This window comes from Daejeonella sp. H1SJ63 (genome assembly GCF_029360775.1).
Taxonomy (GTDB): Bacteria; Bacteroidota; Bacteroidia; order Sphingobacteriales; family Sphingobacteriaceae; genus Daejeonella.
The window spans coordinates 23494-38465 of record NZ_JARKMZ010000002.1 but is presented as its reverse complement, the minus strand read 5'-3'; the positions used below and the strand labels follow the sequence as shown (position 1 = coordinate 38465).

At 40.9% G+C, this 14972-nt stretch carries 13 protein-coding genes; 2 read left to right on the top strand and 11 right to left on the bottom strand.

Annotated elements, in window-relative coordinates:
- Window positions 1-4 precede the first annotated feature (4 nt).
- The 7 genes from P2W72_RS01030 to P2W72_RS01000 all read right to left on the bottom strand — a co-directional run bounded on the left by P2W72_RS01030 (window position 5) and on the right by P2W72_RS01000 (window position 9099).
- Window positions 5-1420 carry an MBL fold metallo-hydrolase gene (locus P2W72_RS01030; protein ID WP_276358994.1) on the bottom strand — a complete coding sequence of 472 codons (1416 nt, stop codon included), beginning with the start codon at window positions 1418-1420 and terminating at the stop codon, window positions 5-7.
- A 118-nt stretch (window positions 1421-1538) separates the two neighbouring features.
- Window positions 1539-2936: an MBL fold metallo-hydrolase gene (locus P2W72_RS01025; protein ID WP_276358993.1), complete on the bottom strand. Its 1398-nt coding sequence runs from the start codon at window positions 2934-2936 to the stop codon at window positions 1539-1541.
- 136 nt (window positions 2937-3072) lie between these two features.
- Window positions 3073-3699 (bottom strand): methyltransferase domain-containing protein, encoded by a 627-nt coding sequence (locus P2W72_RS01020; RefSeq protein WP_276358992.1) that lies wholly within the window; start codon window positions 3697-3699, stop codon window positions 3073-3075.
- A gap of 1 nt (window position 3700) precedes the next feature.
- Window positions 3701-4522, bottom strand: a complete 822-nt coding sequence (locus P2W72_RS01015; protein WP_276358991.1) for a sulfite exporter TauE/SafE family protein — start codon at window positions 4520-4522, stop codon at window positions 3701-3703.
- Between the two features lie 121 nt (window positions 4523-4643).
- The gene (locus tag P2W72_RS01010; RefSeq protein WP_276358990.1) at window positions 4644-5744 is read right to left on the bottom strand and encodes a VIT1/CCC1 transporter family protein; all 1101 of its coding nucleotides are present in this window, start codon (window positions 5742-5744) and stop codon (window positions 4644-4646) included.
- Window positions 5741-6718, bottom strand: a complete 978-nt coding sequence (locus tag P2W72_RS01005; protein WP_276358989.1) for an acetamidase/formamidase family protein — start codon at window positions 6716-6718, stop codon at window positions 5741-5743. Before P2W72_RS01005 ends, P2W72_RS01010 begins: the two co-directional genes overlap by 4 nt.
- 44 nt (window positions 6719-6762) lie before the next feature.
- Entirely contained in the window at window positions 6763-9099 is a 2337-nt protein-coding gene (locus tag P2W72_RS01000; protein ID WP_276358988.1) for a glycoside hydrolase family 95 protein, read from the bottom strand.
- Between the two features lie 133 nt (window positions 9100-9232).
- On the opposite strand from P2W72_RS01000, the gene P2W72_RS00995 reads away from it, so the two are divergent.
- Window positions 9233-9631 (top strand): Dabb family protein, encoded by a 399-nt coding sequence (locus tag P2W72_RS00995; protein WP_276358987.1) that lies wholly within the window; start codon window positions 9233-9235, stop codon window positions 9629-9631.
- 7 nt (window positions 9632-9638) lie between these two features.
- On the opposite strand, the gene P2W72_RS00990 is transcribed toward P2W72_RS00995, so the two are convergent.
- Window positions 9639-10526, bottom strand: a complete 888-nt coding sequence (locus P2W72_RS00990; protein ID WP_276358986.1) for an alkaline phosphatase — start codon at window positions 10524-10526, stop codon at window positions 9639-9641.
- A gap of 165 nt (window positions 10527-10691) precedes the next feature.
- Between P2W72_RS00990 and P2W72_RS00985 the strand changes: the two genes are divergently transcribed.
- Complete coding sequence (locus P2W72_RS00985; RefSeq protein ID WP_276358985.1) at window positions 10692-11201, top strand: thermonuclease family protein; 510 nt, start codon at window positions 10692-10694, stop codon at window positions 11199-11201.
- 299 nt (window positions 11202-11500) lie between these two features.
- On the opposite strand, the gene P2W72_RS00980 is transcribed toward P2W72_RS00985, so the two are convergent.
- From P2W72_RS00980 to P2W72_RS00970, 3 genes are read right to left on the bottom strand one after another with little or no spacing between them, the layout of a single operon-like run.
- Complete coding sequence (locus P2W72_RS00980; RefSeq protein WP_276358984.1) at window positions 11501-12838, bottom strand: GH1 family beta-glucosidase; 1338 nt, start codon at window positions 12836-12838, stop codon at window positions 11501-11503.
- Entirely contained in the window at window positions 12838-13932 is a 1095-nt protein-coding gene (locus tag P2W72_RS00975) for a glycosyltransferase family protein (protein ID WP_276358983.1), read from the bottom strand. The genes P2W72_RS00980 and P2W72_RS00975 overlap by 1 nt, the downstream gene beginning before the upstream one ends.
- Window positions 13929-14786, bottom strand: a complete 858-nt coding sequence (locus tag P2W72_RS00970; RefSeq protein WP_276358982.1) for a UDP-2,3-diacylglucosamine diphosphatase — start codon at window positions 14784-14786, stop codon at window positions 13929-13931. Before P2W72_RS00970 ends, P2W72_RS00975 begins: the two co-directional genes overlap by 4 nt.
- Window positions 14787-14972 lie beyond the last annotated feature (186 nt).

The window sequence follows — 14972 nt, the reverse complement described above, 5'->3', positions numbered from 1 at the left end:
AAAATCAGGCAGGCATTACCTTACTCTGGCAAACGAAGTCTGTCTTTGGCACATTCGTACCACTTATCGATCCGAAACCGCCGGCTATTTCAGTAAAATTTCTGTATCCTCTTGCCTGCAATATTGAAGCAGCCATCATACTACGGTAACCACCGGCACAATGCAGGAAAAAATGCTGTTTAGGATCAACATCCTTAATCCAATCGTTGATATATGCCAAAGGTCTGTTATATGCATCTTCAACATGCTCTGCAGCATATTCACTTTCTCTCCTTACATCAACAACCTTATCCTGTCCCGGTCTGAATTCCCTGGCAAACTGCTCTGCTGTAATTCTGTCTACAACATCAGCCTGTTTACCGGAAATTAACCAGGCTTTAAAACCACCCTTCAGATGTCCGAGAATATTATCAAAACCCACACGGCTTAATCTGGTAACGGCTTCTTCCTCTTTTCCTTCTTCAGTTACCAGTAATATCGTCTGTTTAACATCTACTATCAAGGCTCCTACCCATGGTGCAAAATCGCCTCCAAGACCAATGTTCACTGATTGGGGAATAAATCCTTTGTAGAATATCGTATTATCTCTTGTATCAAGTATCAGTGCATCTGTAGATTCTGCAACAGCTTCGAATTCATCTGGACTTAATGCTTTCATTCCATTATTTAAAACAGTATCAAAGTCTTCATATCCTTTCTTATTCATTGCTACATTATATCCGAAATATGCAGGAGGAGGAAGCAGCCCGTCAGTAACTGCCTTGATAAACGACTCTTTATCAGGTTGATTCAGGGCATAATTTACTCTTTTCTGATTACCAAGAGTATCTACGGTTTCCTTCATCATATTTTTACCACAAGCACTGCCGGCGCCGTGAGCAGGGTATACAATCACATCGTCTGCCAACGGCATTATTTTATTGTTCAAACTCTCATATAATAAGCCGGCCAGCTCTTCCTGAGTCATATGTGCTGCTTTCTGAGCAAGGTCCGGGCGACCAACATCGCCAAGGAAAAGTGTATCACCGCTGAAAATACAATAGTCCTTACCACTTTCATCCTTCATTAGAAAGGTTGTACTCTCCAATGTGTGCCCCGGAGTATGTAATACCTTAATGGTCACAGCGCCAACTTTAAACTCTTCACCATCCTTTGCCGAGATACAGTCAAATTCGCAAGCTGCATTTGGTCCGTAAACTATAGGAGCACCGGTCTTTTTACTCAGATCCACATGCCCGCTAACAAAGTCGGCATGAAAATGAGTTTCAAAAATGTACTTCAACTTAACCCCATCTTTGCTAAGCCTGCTTAAATACGGCTCCACTTCACGAAGAGGATCTATTATGGCAGCTTCGCCATTACTGGTGATGTAATATGCACCTTGTGCTAAACATCCGGTGTAAATTTGCTCTACATTCATCATATTAAATTTGATATAACAAAAATCGCTAATATTCTGTAACACAATGGTAACATTTGTTGCAAAAAAAAACTGCCGGAATTTATCCGGCAGTTTCCCTTAAAAAAACCCGACCGGATTATGAAACCAGTGGTTCTCCTTTATTCACCCACTCATTAATACCACCTGAGTAATTTGAAATATTATCAAAGCCATCCTTAGCAAGAATTGAGTAAGCAATGGCTGCCCTGTCTCCACCCTGACAGTGAATCAGAACCTTTTTATCTTTACTGATCTTATCCAGATTTTGAGGCAATGTTCCAACAAATACATTATCAGCATTAGCGATATGGCCTGAATTATATTCAGCAACACCTCTCAGATCCACAACCTGTACATCTTCCTGCATCAATTTTTTAGCCTCTTCCAGAGAGATCACATTAGCTTTTTCAAGTGTGCCTCCTGCTTCAGTCCAGGTTGAGGTTGATGGAACATATCCGTAGATATTATCCAAACCAATACGCATTAGTTTTCTGGTCAGGTCATCAAGCTTTGACTCATCAGCCAGAATGATAAACTGCTCATCATATTTAAGGAACCAGCCTGCCCATGTAGCAAAGGAATTATTTCCCTGGACATTTAAAGTTCCCGGGATGAATCCTGCGGCAAACTCAACTTTATCTCTTGTATCAAGTACTTTGATGCCTTTTCCCATTGCATCTTTCAATTCGGCAGAAGATAGTTTCTTTAATGCGGGTACTTCAGTTAACAATGGACGATCAACTTTATTAAGTTTCTTCATCATTGCAAAATACTTTGGTGGCTCAGGCTGATCTGCTAATAAGTACTGAACGAATCCTTTCTCATCATTATCATACTGCAATGCCCAGTTTCTTACTTTCTCATATCCAACAGTTGTACTTGGAACTGCTCCCAATGCTTTACCACAAGCAGAGCCTGCACCATGTCCGGGCCATACCTGAATAAAATCAGGCAGTGCTGAGAACTTATTGATCGACTTATACATTTGCTTTGCACCTGCATCCATCGTTCCGGTCATGCCGGCCGCTTTTTCAAGTAAATCAGGACGGCCGATATCACCTACAAAAACAAAATCTCCTGTAAATAACATTACCGGTTCTTTAGATGCCGGAGTATCAGTCAGAAGGAAGCTGATACTTTCAGGAGTGTGTCCCGGAGTATGCATCACTTCAAATATCAGGTTACCCAGTTTTACAATCTGGCCATCTTTTAATCCAATATGATCAAATTCATATTCCCAACCCTCACCACCTTCATCTGAGAGGTACATATCAGCACCTGTTAGCTTTGCCAGTTCGCGTGAACCTGAGAGGAAATCAGCATGAATATGTGTTTCGAAAATATGGGTAATTTGCATGTTATTGGCCTTAGCTATTTCGAGGTAAGTATCTACATCGCGCTTCGGATCAATCACTGCAGCTACCCCGGCTCTTTGACAGCCAATGAAATAACTTGCCTGTGCAAGGCTCTTATCATAAATGTGTTGAAAAAACATATTTTTAAATTTTAAGATTTGAATTAATTGGATCTATATTTTTTATTTATTTTTCTCCGAATTACTTATACAAATGTCGACACTAATCTTACCACAGTTGGTAACATTGGTTACAATCAAAAAGAGATAATCAGACTTATTTTTTTCCCAGAATTATAAATACTTCTGACTCTGCACGCTTTGGAAAAGAATTATAACATGGCTCAAAAGTTTTGAACTCAAACCCTTCTCCAAAAAGTAGCCTGTACTCTGCATCTGTTCCTCCAAATGGAGGTCTCTGCAGCCCGAACTGCTTATTAAATAAGACACCAACAAGTTTACCGCCTTTAACAAGAAGGCTTTTCATGGCCTCCACATAATTTTCACGCAGTTTAGGATCAAGGGCACAAAAAAAAGTTTGTTCCAGAATCAGGTCGTATTCAGCTTTATGAGTAAAAAAATCTCCCAACAGGATTTTGATATTGGGATCAGATTGAAATTTAGTTCTCAGTCTGTTTACAGGCTCCGGAGCAATATCTATCACTGTAATGTTTTTAAAACCCTTCTCCAGCAAATATTCAGCTTCATAAGAATTACCGCATCCGGGTATCAGAATTCTCAGATCTTTATTCTCCAGCTGATCGATATATGCCTTCAGGGGTGGAGAAACCTGACCCAGGTCCCATCCGGTTTCATTTGCTTTATAGCGCTCATTCCAGAAATTTTCATCAAGTTTCAGGTCAGGATTCATTTGAGCAGAGTTATGAATCTGATTGTTTTCCATCTTAATGACCTCCTCCTGCGGATGGGAAAAATAATTCTTTTACGAAAATGTATATACCCATAACCAGAACGAACCAACCGAAAGATTTTTTAAGCTTTTCGCCACTGATCTTCTTAGCCAGGTAAATTCCAATAAATATCCCCACTACTGCCAGACCGGTGAATGTTCCGAGTAATGTCCAGTCGATCAGCTGACCACCCTGAATATCTCCGATAAAACCAATTAATGATTTTGCGGCAATGATAAACAGAGAAGTTCCTACTGCCAGTTTCATTGGCATGCGAGCCAGAAGAACCAATGCAGGAATGATCAAAAATCCACCACCTGCACCTACCAGACCCGTCAATAAACCAACAAGGGCTCCTTCGAGAAGAATCATCGGATAGTTATATTGCATGGGCTTGTCTTCGTTTCCGTCTTCACAATCCTTACATGGTCTGATCATACTGATAGATGCCAGAATCATTACGATTGCAAAAAGCACCATAATACCAATAGACTTGGTAATAACTAATGATCCGATAGAAAATAACTCAGACGGGATCAATGGAACCAGCCACATTCTGGTAAGATAAACTGCTGCGATGGATGGAATTCCAAAAATCAGAACAGTTTTAAAATCAGCTTTTTTCTGAAGTGCACTTTGAACACCTCCGACAAGAGCCGTTGAACCGACTATAAATAACGAGTAGGCTGTTGCCAGAATAGGATTAACTCCCATAATATAAACCAGTATCGGTACAGTTAGAATTGAGCCACCGCTACCAATCAACCCCAAAGAAACTCCTACAAGTACAGCAAGTATATAACCTAATATTTCCATAATGTCTTTTTATTTGCATACAAAGGTCTCATTAGCAAAAAGGAAATAAGGTTACAAAAGTTACAATTCAATATTAATGGTCTTTAAGTTCTGCAGGTTTGGGAATTTGATCATCTTTGGGTTATCCTCCAAGAGAAACTCCGATCAGACTGCCGATTCCATAAGTTACAGCGGCAGCAGCCAAACCGAAGAATACCTGTCTTAATCCGGAAAACCAAACACTTTTACCGGTAAACAGTGTGATGGCAGCACCGATAATAAATAAACCTGCTGCACTAAAACCGGCGCTTACTAATACAGCATTGATGCCACTTAAAAAGAAAAACGGAATAACCGGAATGATTGCTCCAAGTGCAAAAAGCAAAAATGAGGTTATTGCAGCTTCCATTGCCGAACCTTCCAGATCTTCAGCATTTATTCCCAGCTCCTCTTTGACCAGCATTTCATGTGCCCTCTCTTTATCTCCTATAATCTCTGCAGCCATTTGTCTGGCCTGAACTTCCGGAATTCCTTTCGAAATATAGATCAAAGCCAGCTCTTTTTCTTCCCCCTCCGGATTAGTTTCAAGCTCTTCCAGCTCCAGCTGCATTTGATTTTCGTAAAGTTCCTGTGAACTTTTAACCGATATCCATTCACCCAGAGCCATAGAAAGTGCTCCGGCAAGTAAGCCCGCTAATCCAGTGAGAAGTACCTCACTTTGCCCGCTGCTGGCTCCGGCAATACCCATTACCAGACTGAAATTTGAAACCAGTCCGTCATTCCCTCCCAACACAGCCGCACGCAAAGCATTTCCACCTACAGAGCGATGCCTCTTCTCAAACCTTGCCAGGGCAGAACCTGAGATCTCTTTATGATTATTCAGAATATTGCGCAGAATCTGAACATGAGCCGTATCTGAAACAGAAGACTCTGTACCGGTCTTCTTTCTGGCACCAGCAATTGCGGTTGAAATACTCTTTTCAGTATCCAGTAATACCCCTAAAACATACTCGTAACCAATAATTTTACCTATGAATTCGAGTGCTTTAGCCCTTCCTGATGGCTTCGGCATCTGAGATTCAGGAAGACCGTGCTTTTTCATGAAAGCCAATGCATGGCTATACTCGATCCCGCTCATGTCATTAAATACCTTCGCTACATGAGGATCAGCTTCATGGGCTGCCAGCACTTTATACAGATACCCTGTATCAACCTCTGTCTGAATATTTTTTAAGGTTATCATATAGTTCGGATATTTGGCAAATACTTCTTCAGAACTTCAGCCCCTGCAACATAATTGAGCTTACCTATCTTACACATCTGATACACATTGATTCTGAAATCAGGACAGGTACTTACAAAACAATACGCATCTACCTGACTGAAGCCATAAGTACTTACCAGCCAGTCCATCATAAAAACAGTAGCCTGATGCACCGCTTCTTCCAAAGGACGGTAAGCATGAAGGGTAATGATTGAATCTGGTGTTTCAATTCTAATCCCCTGGGGGCGTTTACCTTTTATAATCTCAAATGAGATTCTTACCCTTGCCTGTGTCTCGGCGGCGGTACCGGTATATTCAGTATCTCCCTGACTGGCATGAACATCTCCAAGATAGAACAATCCGCCTTCATGATATACCGGTAAAAAAATCTTATTCCCGGGCTTAAAATCACGAACATCCAGATTACCGCCCCAATCACCCTGACCTTCCAGACTATTACACACATCCCTGTCGGGAGCTACACCAAGGGTACCGACAAAAGGAGTGATTGGCCAGGAAATCTGATCATTGAAATGCAGGGTGCCGTCCATAGTGGTACCTCCCGGACCCGGACTATGCTTAAATATTTTAGTGCTGTATTCGCCTGCAATGTCTGACCAGCGATAAGAATCACCAAGCGGCCCGCGGTTTGGCCCTACTGCAATCCAGGAAGTTTGTGCAACCTCTATCTCCTGAATGTTTACAACCAGGGTATCTCCCCGCTCAAGCCCTTCAATGAAGACCGGTCCGGCGATAGGATTTGCCAATGGAGGATAGCGGTCAAACCCCGGACGATTTGCTGGAATAGCTTTATCCTCTTCTGTTTTAAAGAACCCACTGGCAGCATCCCAGGTTTCAATTTCAAATAACTCGCCCGGCTTTACCCAGAGCTGAGGTTCATCCATAAAATTAAAGGCAAACTTCCTCGCCTGTTCTCTGAGTATCTTCTTCATGGCAGATTTATCAATTGCATTCAGTATATCCCGTAGAGTTAAATCTATTCAAAATTCAGGATTTTGGATTCTCCTTTACTCAGTTTGAGTGGTAATTCCCGCCCATTCACATGCAAAACAGTATTAACATCTTGTCCGGATATGATATTTAATGTCTTTATCTTTCCATTATCCCAGTTAAAATTCAGGCTATGACCTCCTCTGGCCCGAATTCCACTAATACTTCCCTTAGCCCAGGCTTTTGGTAATGCCGGCAGCAAACGAATGATACCATCTTCGTGCGATTGTAAAAGCATTTCAGCCACTCCGGCAGTATACCCAAAATTACCATCGATCTGAAATGGCGGATGTGCATCAAAAAGATTGCTATACAGTGATTGTGAAAGAAGCTTCCGGATGTGATCATGGGCCATTTCTCCATCCAGGAGACGGGCAGAAAAATTAATCAGCCAGGCTCTTGACCAGCCTGTACCTGCTCCGCCATTTGCAAGACGATAATCCAGAGTTTTTCTAACTGCTTCAAAGAATTCGGGGGTTTTGGTTCTGCTGATTGATGCCCCGGGATGAAACGCATACAAATGCGACATGTGACGGTGCCCTTTTTCAGTTTCTTCGTAAGGTCGGTCCCATTCCAGAATACGGCCATCCTCTCCCAATATTACTCCCGGTCTTAATCTCTGAAGCTGCATTTTAACTTTGGAGAGCAGCGGCGAATTATCTTTCAGAACCTCGCTTGCTGCAACAAAAATTTCAAAAGCATCCCCGATGATCTGCTGATCCATGGCAGCACCCATCGTGCTGGCAGCCTTAATTCCTTTGGCAGTGATAAACTGATTTTCGGGTGAAGTAGATGGTGATGAAACCAGCTTACCATCCTTTTGATCTGTGATCAGCCAGTCGGAATAAAAAGCTGCAATTTCGCGGATAGCGGGAAGGGCACGTGATCTTAAGAAGTTCTCATCACCGCTAAACAGGTAATGTTCCCAGTAATGACGTGCAATCCAGCCTCCGGATCCTATCCATCCACCCCAGTATGCGGTTTCAGCCTGAAGATAAGCAGACATCCAGAGATCCGTTGAATGGGGCAATGCAGAACCTGACATTCCAAAATTCTTGCTCGCAGCTTCCTTCCCTTTTGCAATTAATTTATCAGTAAAATCAAAAAAAGGCAGATGCAATTCAGACAAATTACATACTTCGGCAGGCCAGTAATTCATCTGCATATTGATATTGATATGATAATCTGCATTCCATGGAGCGGTAATATGCTGATTCCATAAACCCTGCAAATTCGCCGGATTTGCACCCGGTCTGCTGGAAGATATGAGCAAATAACGGCCGAAATCAAATAATAGTTTCTCAAGATGGAGATCGGTTTTGCCTTCCTTAACCGCTTTTATACGTTGATCTGTTGGAATATTATCCGGTTCTCCGGTATTAAGATCCAGCTTCATACGGTCATACCACGAAGAATATTCTTTGTAGTGAGAAGCGTATAACTGATCCCATTTCTTTGCCGTGATCTGATTCAGCTGCTGATCGGCTTTAAACTGGTAATCTTTATGGTAATAAGATGTTGTGGTAATCAATTTCAGCACAATTTCTTTGGCACCGTTCACCTGTAGTTCAGATCCGCTTACTTTGATCTGATCATCATTACTTTCAGCTGAAAGTAATGTTCTGAATTTTACTCCATGTAATAAAGGGTAAGGTTTGGAATCAATTTTCCCTTTACGCTGAGTGACCATTCCCGACATATCCAGGGTACGATTATTCAAGGCTTTAACCTCTACAGTAGGAAAGCCTTCATCCTCAGGCCTCGAAAGCATGATTTTTCCACGAAAACCCTGCGGATGCGTAGTTTTTAAACGGATCAGCAAAACATCGTCAGCCGCTGAGGCTATTACTTCCTGTATTACCTGATGACCTTCTGTCATAAAAGCAGTGCTTGCAAGGGCTGTCTCCAGATCCAGGCTACGCTTGTAATTCTTCACATCCTTCCACTGAAAATCCAGCCATAGGTCGCCAAGAGTCTGATGCGAACGAACAATGCCCTTTCTGGAGAATTTCAAAACGTACAGGGAATCTGCTTTATGGTTATCTCCATTTTTCAGGTATTCCCTGATCTGTTTCAGATCTTCGGGTTTGCCTTCAGCAAGGCCCCATTCATCCTCCATTCCGGGCCATAATGAATCCTCGTTGAGTTGTATCCTTTCCTTTCCGGGAATACCAAACACCATGGCACCCAAACGGCCATTACCCAGAGGAATTGCATCTTCCCAAATGCCGGCAGGGGCATTGTACCAGAGTACAGATTTCTGGGCAATTGCTGTATGACTCAGGTTAAGTATGATCAAACAGATTAGCAGGTATCTCTTCATCAGGGAATGGTTAAGATGTATAAATATAGAATAATCAGGCAAGAGTTTAAATGTTCAATTGAGACCGAATAATTGATTTCTCAAATAATAATCTTTAGGTTTAGATCAGAATACAAGCAAAAGAATAAGAATAATGAGCAGAAGAAAATTTTTAAGTACTGCAGCAGCCCTGACAGCAGGAACTGCTGTATCCGGAATGCCATTGGAAGGTTCCGCTAACAAACCAGGCATCGCACATCAGGTTTATTTCTGGTTAAAACGACCTGATTCTGAAGAAGACAGAAAAAAGCTGATAGAAGGTATCAACTCTTTAAAAAAGATTGAAACCGTCAGGGAAATGCATATTGGTATAGTTGCCGCAACAGAAAAGCGAAGTGTGATAGACGCTACCTGGAGTGTATCAGAGCTGATCTATTTTGATGATCTTGCCGGACAAGCAGTTTATCAGGTACACCCCCTGCATCAGGATTTTGTAAAAAATTACAGCCATCTTTGGTCAAAGGTAATGGTATTTGATTCAGCACTAATTTAAAACTGTATTATTTCATTGCGCTTTGGACAGGCCGGCCTGTCCAAACCTGAGGTCTGCTAAGCTTTAAAAGCTCTGCAATTGTTGCTGCTGTATCAAAAGTCATAATACTTTCAGAGATCTCCCGGTTTTGATGTATACCGGGACCTCTGATTATCCAGGGAATCTGCATTTCATTCATGGATATCAGGCCATGCCCCTTGTTCACACCCCCATGATCTGCGGTAAATAAAACTACCGTATTTTTCTCTATACCGGCTTCTTTGATGCTGTTCAGGATTGTTCCGATATGAGCATCCGTACGTTCAATTGCTGCAAAATATTCAGGAGTACCATGACCAATTTTATGTCCTGCACTATCCACATCATGCAGATGAACAAACAAAAAATTCGGCTTCTTTTCTTTAATGTATTTTGAAGCCGCACTGGCAATGGCAATATCACCATCTGCATTCTGATCATGATTGACTGCAGCTTTCGGGAAAAGATAACCAATGCCTTCCCATTCATAGATTACACCAATTTCGCTGTCAGGTTTTTCTTTACGGAGCTGTGCATATACACTCGGAAACATTCCATATTCATCCAGAACCCTTGCCGGCATATCCGGCTTTTTACTGCCCCAGGTGGTATAGCCATGCAGCTCAGGCCCTGCACCCATTACCATCGAAGCCCAGTTTGCAGCACTCGAGGATGGTAAAACTGTTCTTGCCTGCAATGACCAGGAACCTTCCTGCATCATGGCCCGCAGATTTGGAATTTTTGCCTTTTCAAAAGCATAGGCACCAAAGCCATCTGAGCCGATCAGAATTACATGCTTTACTTTTTGAGGGTAAACCACAACAGAAAACAATGAAAGCAAATTGAAAAGCAGGAGAAATTTCAGGATCTTTTTCATGGAATCAGGATAGCAAAAGCTAAAATAAACAAAAAGCGATTTGTTAGTTACTCTCTTTAATATAATTACAATGCTCAGCAAAACTTAAGCTATATTTAGCCGCAACAGAGTCAACAGTATAAAGTTTCAGCTCTGCTGTCCTGCAAAATAAAGCCCCGATGTGTTATGAAGAGTGTGATTATTTATCTGATATCTTTTCTTTTAAGTTTTTCGGCATACAGCCAACACATTCTTAGCGGTAAGGTTATTGCTGTTGCCGATGGCGATACTTTTACCATGCTGACCGGAGGCAATACACAGGTTAAAATCAGACTTCACGGAATTGATTGTCCAGAGAAAAAGCAGGATTTCGGAAATGTTGCTAAGCAATATACCTCGGCACAGGTTTTCGGAAAAACCGTACAGGCTAAAGTGCTCAAACAAGATCGCTATAAAAGATCCATCGCAATTGTGATGCTTCCTAATGGAAAGAATCTCAATCATGAACTTTTGAAAGCCGGAATGGCCTGGCATTATAAACAGTACGATAAATCGAGGGAATTTGACTTACTTGAAAAACAGGCCAGAGCAATTAAAACCGGACTTTGGAAAGGAAAAAACCCAATAGCACCATGGGAGTTCAGGAAAATGATCCGGCAGCGCAAACCTGCAGCTCATGCTTTTACTCTAAACTAACCATTTGATAAATAATTAAGCAATGAGCAGGAGACTCCTCATTATTTGAAAATCCATAGAGGTACTGCACTAAAACTGTAGAAAAAAAGAACCGGGTAGAAAAAAATGGCTCCAACCAAGAGGTTAAGAGCTATTTTTAATATTTATGCAAAGATGATGTCAATCTTAACTGCAAACAGGCTTAAAACTTATTATAAAAGTACTACCGTCTTAAAATTGAGTTAATCTTCGGCCCCCTTAGGTTTGACCTTCCTCAAATTGCCTGTTCTCAAAAATCTGTGGAGAGATAAGGATAATTATTAAACCCTGTGCTTCAAAAAATCACTGTACCAATGACCTGATTCTTTAATGGTCCTTTTCTGCGTTTCGTAATTTACATGCACAAGTCCAAACCGGGGACGATATCCCTCTGCCCACTCAAAATTATCAGTCAGGCTCCACACAAAATATCCCTGAACATTTACCCCCTCATTTTTGGCTTTTAAGATTTCGGCGATATTCGACTGCAGGTAATTCTTCCGCTTTACATCATAGATCTTTCCTTCATGAATAGTATCAGGGAAGGCAGCGCCATTTTCAGTCACATAAATTTTCTTGAAATTATATCTCGAAAAAGCATGCAGCATTTCATGCATGGCCTGAGGGTAAATTTCCCAATCCATCTCAGTTACTTCCGGCACCCTTTTTTTTGCATGAACCAAAGTAGAATTGATATAGGGAGTAAAATAAGAATGTTTGACAACCTCCCTTGTATAATTCTGAATACCTATAAAATCAGGCTGGGCAAATAAGTCATTTTCATCATGCTGAAGCATGAACTTTTCGATACGCTTTAAAAAAGGAAGGCTTTCAACCGGATAACCTAAACCGTTAAGCGGCTCAACAAACATGCGGTTAACCAAAGCATTTACTCTTGCGGCAGCTTTAATGTCTTTCTCACTGCTTGTATGCGGATGAATAGCAGAACATGAAAAAGTAGTTCCAACCTCCAGGTCGCTCCTCAACTCTTTGGAAATTTTAATTCCTTTTGCCTGCGATAATGCAGAATGATGAATTGCCGGTAAAAAATTATCCATTCCGCGCTTTCCGGGGGCATGTATACCCAAAAAATAGCCGGCTCCGGTATAAACCATGGGTTCATTAAGTATCATCCAGTGCTTTACCCGGTCGCCATAGCGGTTTATACAATAGGCTGTATAATCAGAAAAATGATCAACTATATCCCGGTTTACCCAGCCTTTTTTATGTTCCAGAGCCAAAGGCAAATCCCAGTGATACAGGGTTACCCATGGCCGGATGCCCATCTCAAGACAAAGATCAATTACACGATCATAAAAATCGGCACCTTTGGGATTAAGAAGTCCGTTTCCTTGCGGGAAAATTCTTGACCATGACAGGGAAAATCGAAAGTTATCAATATGCATTGACTTCATCAATGCGATATCCCGGGTATACAGGTTATAAAAGTCGCTGCTGATATCGGCAGCATGACCCTTAAATATTTTACCCTTCTTCCTGGAAAAATCATCCCATATCGACAAACCTTTACCATCGGCAATGGGCGAACCTTCAGTTTGAAAGGCAGATGCAGCCACTCCCCAAACAAAGTTCTCATCAAAATCTGCACGTCTGACCATCAGAACATTCGCGAAGTTACCCTCTCAATTTTTTTAAAAAAATAATTGTTTCGAATTGGGCGGAAGTCTATTTTCTTTATGCCCAACAGGCTTTTGTGAAATTCCATTGCCGATTCCTTTTCAATAATATCAGCTAAAATTTCAGCTGTTTTATCAGGGTAATTTACGGGAATAATTTTACCATCTGATACCCATTCTGATATTTTTGAGATATGCTTTTTCTTTAAGCTCTTTATGACTGGCACCCCCAGATCCTTTAATGCAGCAGCATTACATTGCTGTTCATACTGACCTTTCATTGGAATTACCATTAATTTCTTCTTCAGAAATAGTGCCTCTGCAGGAGTCTCAAAACCGGCACCACAAAAAACACCATCGGCAGTAACCATACTTTCAATAAATTCATCATTATTGATTGGCCTGATCCAGATGTTATCCTTCCGGAAAGGTTCTTTATTATGCTTAGAAAATACCTGCCATTCAACATTTGGGATCATAGACAATACCTTAACAATCCGTCCATCATCGTATGAAGGCAAATAAACTGTATAATGTCCCTTATTAACCGGTTTTTTACGTCTTACCTCTTTTCGTATTACCGGCGTGAATATATTTTTATCGTATTGCTGAAAATGAAATCCATACTGACTTATTGCCGGTGCATAAGAACGCAAAATGGCTTTCCCAAGAGGGTCAATTTTAGGAGATTTTGGAGATTTCTTATTTATTACCGCAGCCTGATGACTTACTGAAACACATGATTTTCCGGCAAAATAACATGCCCAGGCAGATACCGGCTCAAAATCATTGATCACAAGATCATACTTGTTAACAGGAAGCGATTTTATGTCCCTCACCAATTGTCTTAAACGGGATTTTTTATAGGTTTCAGGGATATCAACATTACCCTTCTTTCCAAAAATGAAGCTTAACCCATGAAAACGATAATTAACTTCAAATGGTAATTCAACATCAGCCTGAATACCGCTGATCAGAATATCCACCTCATGATCTTTCTTTAGTAAAGGCACTATCTCCCTTGCACGGGTTACGTGCCCATTTCCCGTCCCCTGAATGGCATATAATATCTTCATGAACTTCTTAGATTGAACTCGGCAAGCATTTGATTAAACAATTGCCTGATATTCATTTCATCAGTTTCATCTTCAGGCACATTCAACATTGCAGCTCTCTCAAGATCACTGAATCGAAACAGACTCCATGCACCTTTATGATATTCGAGCGCAGAAAGATTTTCAATCCAGTCGCCGGAGTTTAAATACATAATACTACCATGTTCCTGTTCAATTCTGCGCATTTCGGGATGATGGATATGTCCGCAAACAACATACTGATATTGATTGCTGATACCAATATCTGCAGCTGTCTCTTCAAAGTTATTAATGAATTTGACAGCACCCTTCACACTGTTCTTGATTTTTTTGGAAAATGACATTTTGCCCTTATTGAACACTTTCTCCGAAACCCAGTTCGCAATACTATTAATTACAATCAGTGAATCATAGCCAATTGCTCCCATTTTAGCCAGCCACTTAGAATGCTGCATGGTTACATCAAAAACATCTCCGTGAAAGATCCAGGCTTTTTCATTATTCTCAAGTTCAAAAACAACCTTATTTACAATCTGAAATGAGCCCATTTTAAACCCTTCAAACTTTCTCAGCATTTCATCATGATTGCCGGTTATGTAATAAACTTTAACACCCTTACTCAGGCAGTTCATTAAATACTTGATGACTTTCATGTGAGATTTTGGCCAGTAATTTTTACTGAACTGCCATATATCTATGATATCACCATTCAATACAATTGTTTTGGGTTTTACCGACTTTAAATAGTGTAAGAGCTCTTTTGCCCTGCAGCCATAGGTGCCAAGATGTACATCTGAGATTACGATCAAATCTACCTGCCTCTTCTCTTTTATCATTCTAATGCCTGAAGATTGAGGAAAAACGAACAAAGAATATGCTGAACAGCAGATCGGATAATAATGAATTAAGTTGATTCAATTTTTATCAAATTAGTACAATCTAAAGTACAGAGTACATGTTATCCGATTATTAACTTAATAACAGCAAATTGTTATAAATCAGGCAGTCATGGAATGATATCT